Genomic DNA, 18,787 nt, shown 5'->3' on the forward strand with positions numbered 1-18,787 from the left:
GGCGCCGACGAAGCGCACGTCGATGCGGTCCAGGCGCCTGCCGTTGACCAGGATGTCCAGGTTGTAGACGCCGGGGGCCACCTGGTTGGCGCGCGAGAAGCGCGCCACGTCCACGGTCTCGTTCGGGCGCGTGCGCAGGAAGGTGGTGGGAAAGGCAATGTCCTCGGCAGCGGTGGCCGAGGCAACGGTGGCCGAGGCAGCGGTGGCCACGGCATCGGCCGTGCTCGTGCTCGTGCTCGTGCTGGTGCTCGTGCTGGTGCTGGTGCTCGTGCTGGTGCTGGTGCTGGTGCTGGTGCTGGTGTTGCTACTCGTGCTGGTACTCGTGTTCGCGTCCGCGGGCATCGGAGCGGCCATGACGCCCACCAGCACCGACAGCGCCGACAGCACCGCCGGCGGCGCGCATGACAACCGGCCCGCGTCGGTGCGCACCCGCGGCGCCTTCAGGCGCGCGGGTGGCAGACGATGACGGGACCGGAGCTTCATGCTTGTGTTCCTGGTGGGTGCGTGCACCGGCACGCAGCCGTCCCCGCGGGCGTGCCACAAAGCAGCAGCGGCCGCACGGATCGGCAACGGGAAATAACGACGGTTCAGGCGATGCGCGGATCGCCATGCCGGCCGGGCGCCGGCGGGCCGCGGCGGGCCGCGGCAGACCGCGGCAGACCGCGACGCAGCGCAGCGCTACCTGGTGCTGATCGGCGCCTCGCCGGGCAGGGCCGCGGCGTGGTCGCTGATGGCCACGTAGTGCACCTTGGCGCCCGCGTCGGCCCCGGCCAGGTCGGGAATGCGCAGCACCGTGGCGCCTTCGGGGGCCACCATGCCGCCCATGTCGTTCTTGAACGTGCGGCTGCCGTCCTCGATGCCGAACTCGCTGAAGGACACGTGGTAGGGCGTGGGGTTGGTCACCCGCAGCGCCTGGCCCTTGCCATCGGGCGCGGGCACCAGTTGCCAGGTCAGCTTGGCCGGTGCGTCCTCGGGCCTGCCGTCGAGCCGGGCCGGGCGCACGAAGATCTTGATGCGCGTGCGAAACGCAAACTGCAGCGTGTTCGCGCGCGAGGCCTTGGCCGACTTGGGCGGAATGTCCAGCACGTTGAGCCAGAACACCGACTCGCGGTCGCTTGGCAGTGCCTCGCCCGTGTACATGATGCGCAGCGTCTGCGACTTCTGCGGCTCCATGCGAAAGATCGGCGGCGTCACCACGAACGGCACCTTCGACTGGCCCGGGTCGGCATCGGTCTTGCCGTCATCCACCCACACCTGCACCAGCGACGGCGCGCGGCTGTCGTTGTCGACCTTGACGTTGACTTCGCGCTCGGCCATCGGGTAGATCACCCGGGTCCCGCCGATGGTCACGCTGGCGTGGGCAGGCCCGGCCAGCAGCGCACCAGCGAGCGCCGCGGCGAAAAGGCAGCGGGTTGGCAACTTCAAGTCAATCTCCCTGGAACTGAAAAATCGAACACGTCGGGGCGCCCCACGCGGGGACGCCCTGCCCCTGGCCGGCACCGGCTTATTGATAGTCCATCGTGTATTGCACGGACGTGTCGACCGCGCCGGCGGTGGCGGCGCCGGTCGAGAAATACTGGCCGTAATAGGTCAGGTCCGCATTGCCAGCCGTAATTGCCGCACCGAGCGTCGCGATGTCGTTGTTCGAATTGGTGGTGATGTTGATCGGTTGGAAATTGCTGTTGAGCAATTGCACCTGCACGTTGCTGGCGCCGCCAGTGCTGGCCTGGTTGACCAGGTTGCCGCTCGACTGGTCCACGGTCGGGCCGTTCTCGAACCGCGCAATGGCCTTGGTGGCACCGCCGGTGCAACCGCTGAGCGAGAACACGATGTCGGATGGCCCCGACACACCGGCAGTGTCGCCAGCATTGGCAAGGGAGCTGGCCGGTACCGCAGGCAAGGTCACCGTGACGTCAGCCGGCGTGCCGGCGGCAACGCCGTTGATCGAGCAGGTGGTGTCCGTGATGCTCCCGGTGAACGTGATGGTGCCGTCGGCGGCTTGGGCATTGATGGCAAACAGGCTCGCAGCGGCGATTCCGACGGCGGAAATAACTTTCTTCATTTAGCGCTTTCGTAGAGTTTCAAATTAACCAAAAGCCACCGAGTCCGGGGTCAAACTCTCGCTTGGCTGGCGCTCAATCCGCCACCGTCGAGGGAGACAATGACCGAGTGACCGCAATTGCGGCAACCTTTAATTGAGCATTGTTAATTATCACCACAACAATAGTTGACTAATGTGCGAAACGGATTTGCGTGAACCCGGAAATTTCCTACAGAGGCGTCAACCGCGTCCTCAATGCACTGCAGAGGATTAGCATTTGCGAGCGGCCATGAATTAATTGACCGAATCGCTCTTGGATTGATCCGGCCCACTTGTCATTCGAGAAAGGCTTCGGCGCGTGCCTGCAACGCCCCGTCGCCTCTGGGCAGCGCGCACACGGGGCCGGCATGGCCGGCGCGGCACGGGTCTCCTGGGTGAGAATCCGGCGGTGCAGGCTTTGACGGACGCGACCCATTGGCGACCTCCACCTCCGCTGGCGCTGCCGGCAACCCCTACGATCTGCTGCTGAAGGTGACGCCGCCGCGATTGCCGCGCCACCTGGTGTCGCGGGCACGCCTGTTCTCCGGCGGCGAAGACCTGCGCGGCCACGCGGCATTCGTGGTGCAGGCCCCAGCCGGCTTCGGCAAGACGTCGCTGCTCGCGCAATGGCGACGCGAGTATCTGGTCACCGGCGCAGCCGTCGCCTGGGTCAGCGCCCAGTCGAACGATCACCCGCACCGCCTGGTGCAGAGCCTGGCGCTGGCCGTTCGACTGGCCATTGGTCGCCCGGCCTTCGGGCGAAGCGTGATCGAGGCCGACGCCGCCGATGCCAGTGCCGCGGCAGACGGCCTGGCCAGCGTCACGGAGTTCCTGGCCGATCTGGTGCAGGCGGCACCGGACGTCGTGCTGATCGTGGACGAAGCCGAGCGCCTGCCTTCTTCCTCGCGCAAGGCCCTGGCCTACCTGCTGCGCAATGCACCGTCGAACGTGCGCCTGCTGATCGCCGCGCGTCCCGATTTCGAACTGGACATCGACGACCTGATCGCCTACGGGCAATGCGTCGAGATCGGGGCGGCGCAGTTGCGCTTCAGCCTCGAGGACACCCTGAAGCTGGTACACGAGCGTTTCGGCGCCCGCGTCGATCACGACGCCACCGCCCGCCTGCATGCATTGACCGAAGGCTGGCCGCTGGGCCTGCAGCTGGCGCTGACGCTCGTGTCGCGCGGGGACGATGCCAGCGCCAACATGGCCGCGCTGGTGGCGCACGGCGGCCAGTTGCAGGGCCAGCTCGTCCGGCTGCTGCTCGCCGACCTGGCGCCGCCCGATCGCGAGTTGCTGACGCGGCTGTCCATCCTTGACCCGCTTCATCCCGACCTGTGCCGTGCCGTGGCCGATACCGCCGACGCCGGCGCGCGGCTGGCGCGCCTGGCCAGCGACACGCCGCTGTTCACCGCCGCGGAGCATGGCGAGTGGCTGCGCATGCATGCACTGGCGCGGGACGTGCTGCGCCAGCACTTCGCCGAACTCGACGCCGCGCAGCAGGCACAGGCACACGCGCGCGCGGCACAGTGGCTGGACGACCACGGCTTCCTCGAACAAGCTGCCCGCCACGCGCTGGCTGCCGGCCAGCGCGAGAAGGCCTATGACCTGGCCGAGCGCAGCCTCTACGAATCGTTGATGCAGCGCGGCCGCCAGGGTGCGGTGCTCGAATGGCTCGGCCGGCTGCCGGCCGACGAGCTCGACCGGCGACCGCGCCTGCTGCTGGCGGCGGCCTGGACGCTGGCGGCCAGCGAGCGCCATCCCGAAGCGCAGCGCCTGGTCGAGCGCATCCTGGCCCAGCCGATGGCGGACGAGCCGCTGCGCTGCGAATGCGCGCTGATCCTGGGCGGCGCCGCCGCGTTCGCGGACGACCCCGATCGCTTCGTGGCGCTGCACGCGCCCTGGACCGCGTCGGCGCCGCTGGCCGACCCGCTGCTCCAGCAGGTCCACGCCAACCGCATGGCCTACCAGGCGCTGCTCGAGGGCGAGCCGGCGCTGGCCCGCCTGCGGCTGCAGCAGGCGCCGCGCAGTGGGGCGGCGCCCGGTGCCGGCTACATCGGACACTGGAGCGAACTGCTCACCGGCCTGAGCTACATGTGGGAAGGCCAGGTCCTGCTGGCGGAACGTCTGCTTCGTCCCGCCGTGGCCCAGGTCGAGGCGGAGCTGGGCCGCCGCAACCGCTTCAGCTGCATGCTGGCCGCCCTGCTGGCGGCCGCCTCCTGGGACCTGGGACGGCCCGACGACGCCGCAGCACTGCTGGCCGACCGCCTCGACGTCCTCGAGCACAGCGGCCTGCCGGAGTCGTTGCTGCTGGCCTACCAGACCGCCGCGCGCATCGCCACGGCGGAAGGCGAACAGCACCGGGTGCTGGAACTGCTCGGCGCACTGGACGCGGCGGGCGTCGCCCGGAACCTGCCGCGGCTGCGCATCGCCAGCCTGGCCGACCGCGTACGACTGCACGCCCAGCACCGGCGCGCCGAGAGCTGCCGCGCGCTATGCGGGCAGATCGACGCCCTGCTGGCCGACCCGGCGTTCGCCGCCAGGCCCTTGTGGCGACGCGACGCGCAGCTGCGACGCGACCTCGCACACGGCTACGCGGCAATCGCCGCGCAGAACTGGCGCGATGCCCTGGCACCGCTCGAGCGTGCAGACGAACTCGCGCGGCAGCTCGGGCACGGTCGCACCCACATCGAACTGCTGGGCCTGCGCGCGCTGGCGCTCGAGCGTTGCGGCGAAGCATCGCAGGGGCTCATCCGCGAAGCGATGGACCTGGCGGGCGTCTACGGCCTGCGCCGCGTATTCTCCGACGCGCACCCCGACCTCGGCACCTGGGTCGCGACGCTCGCGGCCGAGGAGGCACCGCAGGACGCGCCGGGCATGGCGATGCCGCCGGCGGCTCCCGCGCCCACCCCCGCTGCCGCGGTCCCGCATGGCGCGGCGCTCACCCCAAAAGAGCGCGAGGTGCTCCAACTGCTCGCCCGCAACCTGTCGAACAAGGAGATCGGGCGGGCCATGCAGGTCGGGGAGACGACGACCAAGTGGCATGTCAAGAACCTGTTCGCCAAGCTCGAGGCCGGCACGCGAAAGCAGGTGGTCCAGCGTGCGCGCATCCTCGGGTTGATCGGTCCGGACGCCTGATTGCACCGTGTCGCGCCATCCGCCTGGATCGCCGGCACATGCAGAGAAACCCCCAGACGGGGGCCCCTCCTTCAAGAAGGGGGCGCCGGAAGGCATTGCTGCGTAACCTTCAGGTCTGCACGCATTCGGCCCACCCGGGCACGCTTGCGGCCCAGGAGACAAGCGATGAACACGACCACGACCCCTTCGGCGTCCGCGACCGGCATCGAGGCCCACCCGCTGACCTGCGCCATCGGCGCGCAAGTGCGCAACGTGAGCCTGGCCCGGGCCTCGCGCGACGCCGGGCTGGCAGCCGCGATCCGGGAACTGCTGTTGCGCCACAAGGTCCTGTTCTTCCGCGACCAGGAGCTCACCCGCGCCGAGCACGTGGCCTTTGCCCGCCACTTCGGCGAACTGGAAGACCACCCGGTGGCCGGCAGCGACCCTGAGCACCCCGGCCTGGTCCGCATCTACAAGACGCCCGACGCGCCGCTCGACCGCTACGAGAACGGCTGGCACACCGACGCCACCTGGCGCGAAGCGCCGCCCTTCGGCTGCGTGCTGCGCTGCGTGGAGTGCCCGCCAGTGGGCGGGGACACCATGTGGGCCAACATGGCGCTGGCCTACGAGAAGCTGCCGCAGCAGGTGAAGGAGCGGATTGCGCCCCTGCGGGCGCGCCACAGCATCGAGGCGACGTTCGGCGCCGCCATGCCGGTCGAGAAGCGCCTGGCACTGAAGGCCCAGTTCCCCGATGCCGAGCACCCCGTGGTCCGCACCCACCCCGAGACGGGCGAGAAGATCCTGTTCGTCAATGCCTTCACCACCCATCTGAGCAACTTCCACACGCCGGACAACGTCCGCTACGGCCAGGACTTCACGCAGGGCAGTTCGGCCCTGCTGCAGTACCTCATCAACCAGGCCGCCATCCCCGAATACCAGGTGCGCTGGCGCTGGCAGCCGGGTGACGTGGCCATGTGGGACAACCGGTCCACGCAGCACTACGCAGTGATGGACTACCCGCCGTGCCACCGAAAGATGGAACGGGCCGGCATCGTCGGCGAAGCCACCTTCTGAGCGCTCCTCGCCACTTTCAACTCTCTCTCCAAGGTCATCGCCATGAACTTCCTCGACGGCTCCCTCTACCCCGAAAACCAGCAGCCACTGATCATCACCGCCGCACCGTACGCGCCGGCCTGGGTCCCCGCCGACTTCCCCGAGGACATCGCGGTGACGATGGAGGAGCAGGTCCAGAAGGCGGTCGACTGCTATGAAGCCGGCGCCCGCGTCCTGCACCTGCACGTGCGCGAACTCGACGGCAAGGGCTCCAAGCGCCTGTCCAAGTTCAACGAGCTGATTGCCGGCGTGCGCCGCGCCGTGCCCGACATGATCATCCAGGTGGGAGGCTCGATCAGCTTCGCGCCCGAGACCGAAGGCGCCGCCGCGAAATGGCTGTCGGACGACACCCGCCACATGCTGGCCGAACTCGACCCCAAGCCCGACCAGGTGACGGTGACGGTCAACACCTCGCAGATGAACGTCGTCGAGCACTGGGAAGATGCGGACATCCGCGGCACGTCCATGGAAGACCCGGAGGTCTACAACGCCTACAAGGAAATGACCGTGCCGGCGCAGCCGGGCTGGGCCGAGGAACACATCCGGCGCCTGAACGAAGCCGGCATCCAGAGCGCGTTCCAGTGCTACAACATCAACAGCTTCGAGTCGGTCGAGCGCCTGATGCGCCGCGGCATCTACAAGGGGCCGCTGGTGCTCAACTGGGTGGCCATCGGCGGCGGCATGGACATGCCCAGCCTCTACAGTCTGGCCAACTTCGTGCGCGCCCTGCCCGACGGCGCGGTGCTGACGGTGGAAAGCTCCATGCGCAACGTTCTGCCGATCAACATGATGGGCATCGCCCTGGGCCTGCACGTGCGCTGCGGCACCGAGGACAACCTGTGGAACCAGGCGCGCACCGAGAAAATGAGCACGGTCGAGCAGATCCGGCAACTGGTGCGCATCTCGCAGGAGTTCGGCCGCCCGATCGCCACCGCCGCGCAGGCGCGCGAGATCTGCCAGATCGACGTGTTCTACGACACGGTCCAAGAGAGCCTGGCGCGCAACGGTTTCGCCCCCAACCGCAACGGCGGCCAGCAGGGCTTCCTGCGCAAGGTGGCCTGAACGCCATGCAGAACTCAGCATTCACCATAGCTGCACGCCTGGCCGGCCTGGCGATCGCCCTCGCAGCGGCGCTGCAGCCATCCGCGGCCAACGCCTTCATCGACAAGCCGGTCAAGTTGATCGTGCCGGCGCCGCCGGGCGGCACCATCGACGTCATGGCCCGCATCGTCGGCGACCAGCTCTCACGCGACATCGGCCAGGCGGTCATCGTCGAGAACAAGCCCGGTGCCGGCGGCGCCATCGCGGTCAAGTACATGTTGTCCCAGCCCGCGGACGGGCAGGCATTGATGATGATCGCCAGCAACGTGCTCACGGAAGTGCCGCACGTGCTCCAAGGCGGATTCGATCCGCTCAAGGACGTCAAGCCGGTGGCCGTGATGGCGCGCTCGGTCATGCTGTTCATTGCTTCGCCCCAGTTCCCGGCCAAGGACGCCAAGGCAGCGATCGCGTTCGTGAAGGCGCATCCGGGCGAGGTTTCCTACGCCTCGTACAGCGCCGGCACGGCCTCGCAGTACGCCGGCGCGATCCTGAACAAGTCGGCGCAGCTGGACATGGTGCATGTGCCCTTCCCCGGCTCGGCGCCGGCGCTGGCCCAGGTGATGGGCGGGCAGATCCCGCTGATGTTCGACGGCGCCGTCACCTCGAAGAACCTCATCGCCGCGGGCAAGGTCCGGCTGCTGGCGGTGGCGTACAAGTCGCGCCTGCCGGACTTTCCCACCGTGCCGACGTTCGCGGAACTCGGCTACCCGGAACTGAACTTCAGCAACTGGACCGGCGTGATCGCATCGTCCAGGCTGCCAGCCGAACTGACGGAGAAGATCCATGCGGCGCTGCAGAAGGTGGCGGCCAATCCCGACGTGCGCAAACGCCTGGTCGATGCGGGCTTCGAGCCGACCACCGACCTCTCGCCGGCACAGGCCGCGGTCGACGTGCGCGAAGAGTACGACCGCAACGCGGCGATCGTGAAGTCGTTCGACATCAAGCTGAACTAGGCACAGGCAGCAGAAGGAAAAACCATGGTCCAAGCCATCCGCTTCAATGAAACCGGCGGCCCGGAAGTCCTCAGGTTGGAGAACATCGACGTCGGCGAGCCCGGCCCGGGTCAGGCACGCGTGCGCCACACCTACATTGCCGTCAACTTCATCGACATCTACTTCCGTACCGGCCGCTACCCCCTGGCCTTGCCCAATGGCCTCGGCTCCGACGCGGTGGGCGTGGTCGAGGCCGTGGGGCCGGACGTCACCGGCATCGCGCCGGGCGACCGCGTGGGCTACCTCATCGGCCCGCAGGGCGCGTATTCGCAGGCACGAGTGATGCCGGCCGACTTGCTGATCCCCCTGCCGGACGGCATCAGCGACAGCACCGCCGCGACGCTGATGATGAAGGGCATGACGGCCCAGTACCTGTTCCGCCAGGTCTATCCGCTCAAGGGCGGCGAGACCATCCTCTACCACGCGGCCGCCGGCGGCGTCGGCCTGATCGCCTGCCAGTGGGCGCGGGCCATGGGCGTGACCATGATCGGCACCGTGAGCACCGACGAGAAGGCGGCGGTCGCCAAGGCCAATGGGTGCACCCACACCATCGTCACCTCGCGCGAGAACATTGCCCAGCGGGTGCGCGAACTGACCGGCGGCAAGGGCGTGCCGGTGGTCTACGACTCGGTGGGCAAGGACACGCTCGAGGCCTCGCTCGACAGCCTGCAGCCGCGCGGTTCGCTCGTGAGCAACGGCACGTCGTCGGGCCCGGTGGTCATCGATTCGCAGCTGCTCGCCGCCAAGGGTTCGCTGTGGGTCACGCGGCCGGCAATGATGCATTACATCCAGCCGCGGTCGCACATGCTGGACATGGCGCGCGAACTGTTCGACCACGTGCTGACCGGCAACATCGTCAGCGAGCCGCAGCAGACCTTCGCGCTGGCCGACGCGGCCGACGCGCACCGCGCGCTCGAAGGAAGAAGGACCACCGGCGCGACCGTGCTGGTCCCCTGACCCGGACAGGGACAGGAACAGGACCTCCGTCATTCATCGCACGCGCTCGGCGAGCGCGGGGGCGGCGCTCGCGTTCATGACGCGGCGCGCGCTCGCGCACGCCCTCAGGAATTCCCACAACTATCAGAGACAGTGATCATGAAGAGACCTCTCGTTGCCCTGGCCGCGATGGCCGGTGCCGGCCTGGCGACGGCCCAATCGTCCGTCACCGTGTTCGGCATCATCGACGCCGGCGTCAGCTACTACCAGACCCGCAGCCACTACGTGGACACCGGCAACGGCGGCGATTCGCAGCCTCATCCCACGATGGTGCAGAACCAGACGGTGATGTCCTCCGGCAACCTGATCGGCAGCCGGCTCGGATTCCGCGGCACGGAAGACCTGGGCGGCGGGATGGCGGCCAGCTTCTGGCTCGAGGCGGGCCTGGCCAACGACACGGGCTCGGGCTTCGCTCCCAATGGCCTGGGCTTCAATCGGCGCTCGACGGTGAGCCTGTCGGGCGGATTCGGCGAGTTCCGCCTGGGCCGGGACTACACCCCGACGTTCCTGAGCGACAACGTCTTCGATCCCTTCGCCACGGTGGGCGCCGGGGCGAGCGTCATCAGCATGCTGCTCGGCGGGGCGGGCGGCCCGGGCACGATCAACAACCTGATCGCCAACCCCAACTACGTGCGCGCCAACAACAGCGTCAGCTACTTCCTGCCGCCCAATCTCGGTGGCTTCTATGGCCAGGTGATGTACGGCTTGGGCGAGAACGTCAAGTACGACCCCGGCTCCAGCACGCCGACCACGCTCAACACCGCACGTACCGGCCGCTATGTCGGCGCCCGGCTCGGCTACGCGAAGGGGCCGCTGGATGTTGCAGCGTCGCACGGCGCGAGCACCATCGGCGACGACTACTACGGCGGCCTGACCAAGACGCTCGGCACCAGCAATGTCGCCGCGACCTACGACTTCGGCTTGCTGAAGCTGTTCGGCGAGTACACGTACGTCCAGGTGAAGAACGACTACGTGAACCCGCCGGTCGCCGCGCCGTCGGGCGACGTCACGGCCAACGGCTACCTGGTCGGCATGACGCTGCCGGTCGGCCCGGGCCTGATCCGCGTCGCGTACTCGCACCTGGTGGCGGACGTCAGCGAAGCACCGATGAGCCAGGGCCTGGACCTGCCCGACCCCACGGCCGACAAGCTCGCGCTGGGCTACGTGCACAACCTCTCCAGGCGCACCGCGCTCTACACGACGGTCGCCGTCACCAGGAACAGGAACGGCGCGGCGATTCCCCCCGCCCTGCCGCCCAACGGAACGGCCGGCTACACCGCCGCCTCCATCGACGACGTCCTCAATCAGCGCTCCGGGTATCGCGCGGACAAGGGATACGGCTGGGACGTCGGCATCCGCCACATCTTCTAGCCTCGCTTCCGGCGCGGCGCGGCGCGCGCCGCGCCGCCCGAACGCAGCCGGTGTCCGACAGCGAAGCCGGCTGTTTCCCGACCCGGCGACGGGCCCGGCTCCCGCGCTCAAGACAAGCACCGGCCCCCACGATGGACGGGCGTTGAACAACACCAATGTCCGGAGAAAAACATGTCCCTGTCCTTCATCCTGCTGATCGTCCTGATCCTGCTGCTTATCGGTGCGCTGCCCAGCTGGGGTTACAGCCGCAGCTGGGGCTACATGCCCAGCGGCGGCCTCGGGTTGGTACTGCTGATCGTGATCATCCTGCTGCTGCTCGGATACATCTAGCCTCGCGCAACACACCTGAAATCGGATGAACGCAGCGCCGGCCTCGGGAGGGGCCGGCGTTCTGCATCAATGTCCCAACTGGCTCCAGGCCTTGTCCAGCCGCTTGATGCTCACCGGTTGCGGCGTGCGCAGTTCCTGCGCGAAAAAACTCACCCTCAGTTCTTCCAGTAGCCAGCGAAACTCGCGCAGGCGATCGTCCTGTACGCCCTTGCGCTCGGCCACCAGCCGCCAGTAGCGCGCTTCCTGCGGCCGCAGTTCAGCCAGCTTCTGCGCATCGCGCGCCGGATCGGCGCGCAACTTGTCCAGCCTAAGCACGATGCCCTTGAGATAGCGGGCGAAGTGCTGCAATTGCGGCCACGGCGTCTCGGCGATGAATCGCTTGCCGACCAGCCTTTGCAACTGCTGGGCCGCGTCCTGCACCGCCTCGGGATGGTTCTTCGTGTCCTTGATCTTGCGAGCCGCCAGCGCGTACTCGACAAGAATGACTCCTGCCAGACGCGCCACCTCATTGGCGATCAAGGTCAGCCGGCCCCGTCCTTCCTCGGTCCGGCGCGCAAAGGCCGGCGCGTCCGTCGGCAGCGGCTCGAGCAGGAAGGCGCGTTCGAGCGCAACGTCGATGATCTGCGCGCGCAGCTCCTCCAACGTGCCCAGCGGCATGTAGGCCACCGCCATCTTCTGCAGGTCGGGAATGTTCTTTTCCAGGTACTTGAGCGCGTCGCGGATCTGCAGCGCGAACAGCCTGCGCAGGCCGGCGCGATGCTTTTGCGCGGCCACCTCCGGCTCGTCGAAGACCTCGATGCGCACCGCGTCGCCTTCGTCGAGCAGGGCCGGAAAGCCGATCAGCGTCTGTCCCCCGCGGCGCAGTTCCATCAGCTCAGGCAATTCGCCGAAGGACCAGTCCGTATAGCGGCGATCGGCCGCCGTGGCGCCGGGCGCCGCGTGCGCGGCGGAACTGCCGCCCTTGCCAGTCGCTGCCGGCGCGCCTGCGGACGCGGGCCGCGCCGCGCCAGCCGGCCCGGTCTGCTGGGCGCCGCCCGCGTCGGCGGTGCCGGCCTTGCGCGTCTGCAGGCCGGCCAGTGCCTGGAAGGCGCCGCGCGCCTTGGCGCCCAGCTCCGCGCGCAACGCGCCCAGGTTGCGGCCCATGCCCAGCTGCCGGCCGTGCTCGTCCACGACGCGCAGGTTCATGAACAGGTGGGGCGCGAGCATGTCGAGCTTGAAATCCGCGCGCTTGACGTCCAGCCCCGTGATGTCGCGCACCTGCTTGAGCAGGGCATCGGTGAGCGAGCCCTTGGCGAATTCCTCGGGGGTGCCCAGTTGCTCCGCCAGGCGGCCGGCCGATTCCGGCAGCGGCACCAGGCGCGAGCGCGGCTTCTGCGGCAGGCTCTTGAGCAAGGCCTGGATCTTGTCCTTGAGCATGCCCGGCACCAGCCATTCGCAGCGTTCCTCGGCGACCTGGTTGAGCACGAACAGCGGCACCGACACCGTCAGCCCGTCGCGCGCGTCGCCCGGCTCGTGCAGGTAGGCCGCCGCGCAGTCGACGCCGCCGAGCTTGACCGTGGGCGGAAAAGCTTGCGCGGTGACGCCGGCGGCCTGGTGGCGCATGAGGTCTTCGCGCGTCAGGTGCAGCAGCTTCGGCTGCTCGCGCGAGGCCACGCGCCACCAGCCCTGGAACTCGGCCGCGCTGGCCACGTTCGCGGGCAGCTGCGCGTCATAGAAGGCATAGATGAGCGCGTCGTCGACCAGCACGTCCTGGCGGCGCGACTTGTGCTCGAGCTGCTCGACTTCCCGCAGCAGCTTTCGGTTGGCCTGCAGGAATGGCAGCTGGGTGTCCCATTCCTGCGCCACCAGCGCCTCGCGGATGAATATCTGGCGCGCCTCGACCGGATCGACCTGCGCGTAGTCCACGCGCCGGCCGCTGTAGATCACCAGGCCGTAGAGCGTGGCGCGCTCGAAGGCGACCACGCGCGCCTCCTTCTTTTCCCAATGCGGGTCGAGCACCTGTTTCTTGAGCAGATGCGCGGCGGCCTGCTCGATCCAGCGCGGCTCGACATTGGCGATGCCGCGCCCGAACAGGCGCGTCGTCTCAACCAGCTCGGCGCACACGATCCAGCGGCCCGGCTTCTTCTTCAGGTGCGCGCCCGGATGGCGGTGGAACTTGATGCCTCGCGCGCCGAGGTATTCGCCCGAGCCGGCGCCCTCCTCGTCGAGCTTGCAGCCCACGTTGCCTAGCAGGCCCGAGAGCATGGAAAGGTGCAGCTCCTCGTAGCTCGCCGGCTGGGCATTCAGGCGCCACTTGTGCTCGGTCACCACCGTCAGCAACTGCGAATGGGTGTCGCGCCATTCACGCACCCGGCGCACGTTGACGAAGTTCTGCCGCAGCAACTGCTCGTACTGCCGGTTGCTCAGGCGATGCCGGTCGCCGTCCTGGCCGTGGCCGCCGCGCGCATCATGGATCCACTGCCACAGCCGCAGGTAGCCACTGAACTCGCTCTTCTCGTCGTCGAACTTGGCGTGAGCCTGGTCGGCCTGGGCCTGCGCCTCGAGCGGCCGGTCGCGCACGTCCTGAACCGACAGCGCGGAGGCGATCACCAGCACTTCGGCCAGGGCCCCGCGCTCGCGCGCCTCCAGGATCATCCGGCCGACCCGCGGGTCCAGCGGCAGCCGCGCCAGTTCGGTGCCGGTGGCCGTCAAGGCATTGGACTCGTCGACCGCGCCGAGCTCGCCCAGCAGCTGGTACCCGTCGGTGATCGCCCGGCGCGACGGCGCCTCGAGGAACGGGAAGCGCTCCACGTCGCCCAGGTGCAGCGACTTCATGCGCAGGATGACGCCGGCCAGCGAACTGCGCAGGATCTCCGGATCGGTAAAGCGCGGCCGGCCGTTGAAGTCGTCCTCGCCATACAGGCGGATGCAGATCCCGTTGGCCACCCGGCCGCAGCGGCCGGCGCGCTGGTTGGCCGCGGCCTGGCTGATCGGCTCGACCAGCAACTGCTCGACCTTGCTGCGGAAGCTGTAGCGCTTGACCCGCGCCGTGCCGGCGTCGATCACGTAGCGGATGCCCGGAACCGTCAACGACGTCTCGGCCACGTTGGTGGCCAGCACGATGCGCCGCCCGCCATGCGGCTGGAACACGCGGTCCTGCTCGGCCTGCGACAGCCGCGCGAACAGCGGCAGCACCTCGGCATTGCGCAGCGCCGGCTGGTGCGCCAGGTGCCGCCGCAGGTGGTCGGCGGCCTCGCGGATCTCGCGTTCGCCCGGCAGGAACACCAGGATGTCGCCGCCCATGCGCGGGTCGCGCCAGAGCTCGTCCACGCCTTCGGCGATGGCGTCGTTCAGGTCGTGGTCGCGCGTTTCCTCGAAAGGCCGCCAGCGCATCTCGACCGGGTAGGTCCGGCCCGAGACCATCAGCACAGGCGCGGGCACCGGCTCGGCCTGCCCGGGCGCCTGGGTGGCGAAATGCCGGGCAAAGCGGTCGGCGTCGATGGTGGCCGAGGTGACGATGACCTTCAGGTCCGGCCGGCGCGGCAGGATCTCGCGCAGGTAGCCCAGCAGGAAGTCGATGTTCAGCGAGCGCTCGTGCGCCTCGTCGATGATCAGCGTGTCGTAGGCCTTGAGCAGCGGATCGCCCTGGGTCTCGGCCAGCAGGATGCCGTCGGTCATCAGCTTGACCGAGGCGTCGCGCGAGAGCCGGTCCTGGAAGCGCACCTTGAAGCCCACCACCTCGCCCAGCGGCGTGTTCAGCTCCTCGGCGATGCGCCGCGCCACCGAACTGGCGGCGATCCGGCGCGGCTGCGTGTGCCCGATCAGCCGCCCCTTGCCCGGCGGCGCGTTCAGGCGCCCGCGGCCCAGCGCCAGCGCGATCTTGGGCAGCTGCGTGGTCTTGCCCGAGCCGGTCTCGCCGCAGACGATCACGACCTGGTGGGCGGCGATGGCGGCGGCGATCTCGTCGCGCCGGGCCGATACCGGCAGCGCGTCGGGGAATTCGATCTTCAGTGCGGTGGGGGCGGCAGCGGCGTCGGACAAGGCGGAATTGACCGGGCCTGGCGCCCGGAAGAAAGCTTCGGAGACAATCGCCGGATTATCCCCGCCGGGCTGGCGGGCCGCCGCCGGCCGCATTTGATTCCAGCTGCATGTCCACTGTTTTCAACTTCACCTTTGTCCCGTGGTTCCGGTCGGTCGCGCCGTACATCCACATGCACCGGGGCAAGACCTTCGTGGTGGCCATGGCGGGCGAGGCCATCGCCGCGGGCAAGCTGCAGCACATCGCGCAGGACCTGGCGCTCATCCAGAGCATGGGCGTCAAGGTGGTGCTGGTGCACGGCTTTCGCCCGCAGGTGAACGAGCAGCTCAAGGCCAAGGGGCACGAGGCGCGCTATTCGCACGGCATGCGCATCACCGACAGCGTGGCGCTCGACTGCGCGCAGGAGGCGGCCGGCCAGCTGCGCTACGAGATCGAGGCCGCGTTCAGCCAGGGCCTGCCGAACACGCCCATGGCCGGCGCCACGGTGCGGATGATCTCGGGCAACTTCATCACCGCCAGGCCGGTGGGCGTGGTGGACGGCGTGGATTTCATGCATTCGGGCCTGGTGCGCAAGGTGGACGTGGCCGGCATCCGGCGCGCGCTCGATTTCGGCGCCATGGTGCTGCTGTCGCCCTTCGGCTTCTCGCCCACCGGCGAGGCCTTCAACCTGACCATGGAAGAGGTGGCCACCAGCGTCGCCACGGCGATCCAGGCCGACAAGCTGATCTTCCTGACCGAGATTCCCGGCATTCCCCAGCAGCCGGACCATCCGGTGAGCGAAGACAACCCCATCGACACCGAGCTGCCCCTGGCCGATGCCAAGAAGCTGCTGGCCGCGCTGGCGTCGCCCCAGCGCCCGACGGACACCGCGTTCTACCTGCAGCACTGCGTCAAGGCCTGCGCCGGCGGCGTGGAGCGCAACCACATCATTCCGTTCGCGGTGGACGGCTCGCTGCTGCTCGAGGTGTACGTGCACGACGGCATCGGCACCATGGTGGTGGACGAGAAGCTCGAAAGCCTGCACGAGGCCACCGCCGACGACATCGGGGGCATCCTGCAGCTGATCGAGCCCTACGAGCGCGACGGCACGCTGGTCAAGCGCAGCCGCACCGAGATCGAGCGCGACATCGGCCACTACACCGTGATCGAGCACGACGGCGTGATCTTCGGCTGCGCGGCCCTCTACCCGTATCCGGAGGCGCGTACCGGCGAGATGGCGGCGCTGACGGTGTCGAACCAGTCGCAGTCGCAGGGCGACGGCGAACGCCTGCTCAAGCGCGTGGAACAGCGCGCCAGGGCCATGGGCCTCGAGAGCATCTTCGTGCTGACCACCCGCACCATGCACTGGTTCATCAAGCGCGGCTTCACCTCGGTCGACCCTGACTGGCTGCCCGAGGCGCGCAAGAAGAAATACAACTGGGACCGCAAGAGCCAGGTGCTGGTCAAGCGCCTCTCGTGAGCGCCGGCATGCCGCCGGCGGCCGGCAGCCCCCGGCCCGCTGGCCGATAATCCGGGCCATGAATCCCCTGCTTGCCAGGCTGCAGCCCTACCCCTTCGAGAGGCTGCGGCAACTGTTCGCCGGCGTCACGCCGGACCCGGCCTATTCGCCGATCAGCCTGGGCATCGGCGAGCCGCGCCATGCCACACCCGGCTTCATCAAGGACGCGCTGACCGCCGGCATGGGCGCGCTGGCGGCCTATCCGGCCACCGCCGGCGACCTGAAGCTGCGCGAGTCCTTCACCCGCTGGCTGCACAAGCGCTACCAGCTCGACCTCGACCCCGCCACCCAGGTGCTGCCGGTCAACGGCTCGCGCGAGGCGCTTTTCTCCCTGGCGCAGACAATCATCGACGGCCGCCGCGAACCGGCGCCGTTCGTGGTCTCGCCCAATCCGTTCTACCAGATCTACGAGGGTGCGGCCCTGCTGGCCGGGGCCGAGCCGTACTACGTGCCGAGCGTGCCCGCGCGCAACTTCGCGGTCGACTGGGCCGGCGTGCCCGAGGCGGTCTGGCAGCGCACGCAGCTGGTGTTCGTCTGCTCGCCGGGCAACCCGACCGGCGCCGTGATGCCGCTGGACGAGTGGCAGCGCCTGTTCGAACTGTCGGACCGGCACGGCTTCGTCATCGCCTCGGACGAGTGCTACGGCGAGATCTACTTCCGCGACGAGCCCCCGCTGGGCGGCCTGGAGGCGGCGGCCAAGCTCGGACGCAACGATTTCCGCAACCTGATCGCGCTGACCTCGCTGTCCAAGCGCAGCAACGTGCCGGGCCTGCGCAGCGGCTTCGTGGCGGGCGACGCGGCCCTCATCAAGGCCTTCCTGCTCTACCGCACCTACCACGGCAGCGCGATGAGCGGCGCGGTCGCGGCCGCCAGCATCGCGGCCTGGAGCGACGAGTCGCACGTGGTGGACAACCGCGCCCAGTACCGCGCCAAGTTCGCGGCGGTCACGCCCCTGCTCGAGCCGGTGCTCGACGTGCGCCTGCCGGACGCCAGCTTCTACCTGTGGGCCGGCGTGCCGCCAGCCTGGGAAGGCGACGACGCCGCGTTCGCCCGCGCCCTCTACGGTCAATACAATGTGACGGTTCTGCCCGGCTCCTACCTGGCGCGCGAGGCACAGGGCGCCAACCCGGGCCGGGGCCGCGTGCGCATGGCCCTGGTGGCAGACACCGCCGAATGCATCGAGGCCGCCGAGCGCATCGTGCGCTTCGTCCAGCAAGGCCGCTGAGCGCGCCCTGCCAACAGATACCAACCGAAACCATCGACATGACCCAGCAACTCCAGCAAACCATCGACGCCGCGTGGGAAGACCGCGCCAACATCTCGGCCAGCGCCGCCTCCAAGGAAGTGCGCGACGCCGTCGAGCACGTCATTGCCGAGCTCAACAACGGCAGCCTGCGCGTGGCCACCCGCGAGGCGGTCGGCCAGTGGACGGTGCACCAGTGGATCAAGAAGGCCGTGCTGCTGTCGTTCCGCCTGCGTGACAACGAGCAGATCACCGCCGGCGCGCTCGGTTTCTACGACAAGGTGCCGACCAAGTTCTCGCACCTGTCGGCCAGCGAGCTCAAGGAAGCCGGCGTGCGCATCGTGCCGCCGGCCGTGGCGCGCCGCGGCAGCTACATCGCCAAGGGCGCGGTGCTGATGCCGTCTTACGTGAACATCGGCGCCTACGTCGGCGAGAACACCATGGTCGACACCTGGGCCACCGTCGGCTCGTGCGCCCAGATCGGCGCCAACGTCCACCTGTCGGGCGGCGTGGGCATCGGCGGCGTGCTCGAGCCGCTGCAGGCCGGCCCCACCATCATCGAGGACAACTGCTTCATCGGCGCGCGTTCCGAAGTCGTCGAGGGCGTGGTCGTCGAAGAGAACTCGGTGCTGGGCATGGGCGTGTACCTCGGCAAGAGCACACCCATCTTCAACCGCGAGACCGGCGAGACGCTGTACGGCCGCGTGCCCGCCGGCAGCGTGGTGATCAGCGGCGGCCTGCAGAAGAAGGCGCCCAACGGCACCGACTACACCACCTACGCGGCAATCATCGTCAAGACGGTCGACGCCCAGACGCGCGCGAAGACCTCGCTCAACGACCTGCTGCGCGACTGAGACACATCGGCGCACCGGCATACGAGAACCAAGGCATTCATTTCTTCGGCGGTTGGCACTGGCGCTGACGCGAA

Annotated in this window: 15 protein-coding genes; 11 read left to right on the plus strand and 4 right to left on the minus strand. The window is 68.8% G+C overall.

The features are described 5' to 3' along the window. On the minus strand, window positions 1-210 hold a 210-nt coding region (locus VES41_RS22680), incomplete at its 3' end, for a FimD/PapC N-terminal domain-containing protein (RefSeq protein ID WP_324821792.1). Between VES41_RS22680 and VES41_RS22685 the strand changes: the two genes are divergently transcribed. Then, window positions 203-466: a hypothetical protein gene (locus VES41_RS22685; RefSeq protein ID WP_324821794.1), complete on the plus strand. Its 264-nt coding sequence runs from the start codon at window positions 203-205 to the stop codon at window positions 464-466. The genes VES41_RS22680 and VES41_RS22685 overlap by 8 nt on opposite strands. 212 nt (window positions 467-678) lie before the next feature. On the opposite strand, the gene VES41_RS22690 is transcribed toward VES41_RS22685, so the two are convergent. Beyond that, on the minus strand, window positions 679-1,425 hold the full coding sequence (locus tag VES41_RS22690) for a fimbrial biogenesis chaperone (RefSeq protein ID WP_324821796.1): 747 nt from the start codon (window positions 1,423-1,425) through the stop codon (window positions 679-681). A 79-nt stretch (window positions 1,426-1,504) separates the two neighbouring features. Continuing rightward, window positions 1,505-2,062 carry a fimbrial protein gene (locus tag VES41_RS22695; protein ID WP_324821798.1) on the minus strand — a complete coding sequence of 186 codons (558 nt, stop codon included), beginning with the start codon at window positions 2,060-2,062 and terminating at the stop codon, window positions 1,505-1,507. A gap of 453 nt (window positions 2,063-2,515) precedes the next feature. Between VES41_RS22695 and VES41_RS22700 the strand changes: the two genes are divergently transcribed. From VES41_RS22700 to VES41_RS22730, 7 genes are all read left to right on the plus strand, one after another. Then, a complete protein-coding gene (locus VES41_RS22700) occupies window positions 2,516-5,218 on the plus strand; it encodes a LuxR C-terminal-related transcriptional regulator (RefSeq protein ID WP_324821800.1) in 2,703 nt (900 codons plus the stop codon). A 165-nt stretch (window positions 5,219-5,383) separates the two neighbouring features. After that, window positions 5,384-6,271, plus strand: a complete 888-nt coding sequence (locus VES41_RS22705) for a TauD/TfdA dioxygenase family protein (RefSeq protein WP_414719219.1) — start codon at window positions 5,384-5,386, stop codon at window positions 6,269-6,271. A gap of 42 nt (window positions 6,272-6,313) precedes the next feature. Beyond that, window positions 6,314-7,372 (plus strand): 3-keto-5-aminohexanoate cleavage protein, encoded by a 1,059-nt coding sequence (locus tag VES41_RS22710; protein WP_324821802.1) that lies wholly within the window; start codon window positions 6,314-6,316, stop codon window positions 7,370-7,372. Between the two features lie 5 nt (window positions 7,373-7,377). Next, window positions 7,378-8,364 (plus strand): tripartite tricarboxylate transporter substrate binding protein, encoded by a 987-nt coding sequence (locus VES41_RS22715; RefSeq protein WP_324821804.1) that lies wholly within the window; start codon window positions 7,378-7,380, stop codon window positions 8,362-8,364. Window positions 8,365-8,388: 24 nt separating this feature from the next. Further along, entirely contained in the window at window positions 8,389-9,360 is a 972-nt protein-coding gene (locus tag VES41_RS22720; protein ID WP_324821806.1) for a quinone oxidoreductase, read from the plus strand. Between the two features lie 138 nt (window positions 9,361-9,498). Further along, window positions 9,499-10,770, plus strand: a complete 1,272-nt coding sequence (locus VES41_RS22725) for a porin (protein ID WP_324821808.1) — start codon at window positions 9,499-9,501, stop codon at window positions 10,768-10,770. A 171-nt stretch (window positions 10,771-10,941) separates the two neighbouring features. Next, a complete protein-coding gene (locus VES41_RS22730) occupies window positions 10,942-11,100 on the plus strand; it encodes a DUF3309 family protein (protein WP_324821810.1) in 159 nt (52 codons plus the stop codon). Between the two features lie 66 nt (window positions 11,101-11,166). On the opposite strand, the gene hrpA is transcribed toward VES41_RS22730, so the two are convergent. Continuing rightward, entirely contained in the window at window positions 11,167-15,213 is a 4,047-nt protein-coding gene (gene hrpA / locus VES41_RS22735; RefSeq protein ID WP_414719220.1) for an ATP-dependent RNA helicase HrpA, read from the minus strand. A gap of 14 nt (window positions 15,214-15,227) precedes the next feature. Here hrpA and argA point away from each other — a divergent pair, with 14 nt between their 5' ends. The 3 genes from argA to dapD are packed head-to-tail and all read left to right on the plus strand — an operon-like array spanning window position 15,228 to window position 18,713. Then, complete coding sequence (gene argA / locus VES41_RS22740; RefSeq protein WP_324821814.1) at window positions 15,228-16,577, plus strand: amino-acid N-acetyltransferase; 1,350 nt, start codon at window positions 15,228-15,230, stop codon at window positions 16,575-16,577. A 58-nt stretch (window positions 16,578-16,635) separates the two neighbouring features. After that, window positions 16,636-17,841, plus strand: a complete 1,206-nt coding sequence (gene dapC / locus VES41_RS22745; protein WP_324821816.1) for a succinyldiaminopimelate transaminase — start codon at window positions 16,636-16,638, stop codon at window positions 17,839-17,841. Window positions 17,842-17,879: 38 nt separating this feature from the next. After that, entirely contained in the window at window positions 17,880-18,713 is an 834-nt protein-coding gene (dapD, locus tag VES41_RS22750; protein WP_324821818.1) for a 2,3,4,5-tetrahydropyridine-2,6-dicarboxylate N-succinyltransferase, read from the plus strand. Window positions 18,714-18,787: the final 74 nt, after the last annotated feature.

It is taken from the genome of Variovorax sp., assembly GCF_035634955.1.
Taxonomy (GTDB): Bacteria; Pseudomonadota; Gammaproteobacteria; order Burkholderiales; family Burkholderiaceae_C; genus Variovorax.

Excerpts from the sequence above, each read along its gene's own strand:
- VES41_RS22695 (WP_324821798.1), bottom strand. The coding sequence starts at position 2,062 with ATGAAGAAAGTTATTTCCGCCGTCGGAATCGCCGCTGCGAGCCTGTTT.
- VES41_RS22705 (WP_414719219.1), top strand. The coding sequence starts at position 5,384 with ATGAACACGACCACGACCCCTTCGGCGTCCGCGACCGGCATCGAGGCC.
- VES41_RS22710 (WP_324821802.1), top strand. The coding sequence starts at position 6,314 with ATGAACTTCCTCGACGGCTCCCTCTACCCCGAAAACCAGCAGCCACTG.
- VES41_RS22715 (WP_324821804.1), top strand. The coding sequence starts at position 7,378 with ATGCAGAACTCAGCATTCACCATAGCTGCACGCCTGGCCGGCCTGGCG.
- VES41_RS22720 (WP_324821806.1), top strand. The coding sequence starts at position 8,389 with ATGGTCCAAGCCATCCGCTTCAATGAAACCGGCGGCCCGGAAGTCCTC.
- VES41_RS22725 (WP_324821808.1), top strand. The coding sequence starts at position 9,499 with ATGAAGAGACCTCTCGTTGCCCTGGCCGCGATGGCCGGTGCCGGCCTG.
- VES41_RS22730 (WP_324821810.1), top strand. The coding sequence starts at position 10,942 with ATGTCCCTGTCCTTCATCCTGCTGATCGTCCTGATCCTGCTGCTTATC.
- hrpA (WP_414719220.1), bottom strand. The coding sequence starts at position 15,213 with ATGCGGCCGGCGGCGGCCCGCCAGCCCGGCGGGGATAATCCGGCGATT.
- argA (WP_324821814.1), top strand. The coding sequence starts at position 15,228 with ATGTCCACTGTTTTCAACTTCACCTTTGTCCCGTGGTTCCGGTCGGTC.
- dapC (WP_324821816.1), top strand. The coding sequence starts at position 16,636 with ATGAATCCCCTGCTTGCCAGGCTGCAGCCCTACCCCTTCGAGAGGCTG.
- dapD (WP_324821818.1), top strand. The coding sequence starts at position 17,880 with ATGACCCAGCAACTCCAGCAAACCATCGACGCCGCGTGGGAAGACCGC.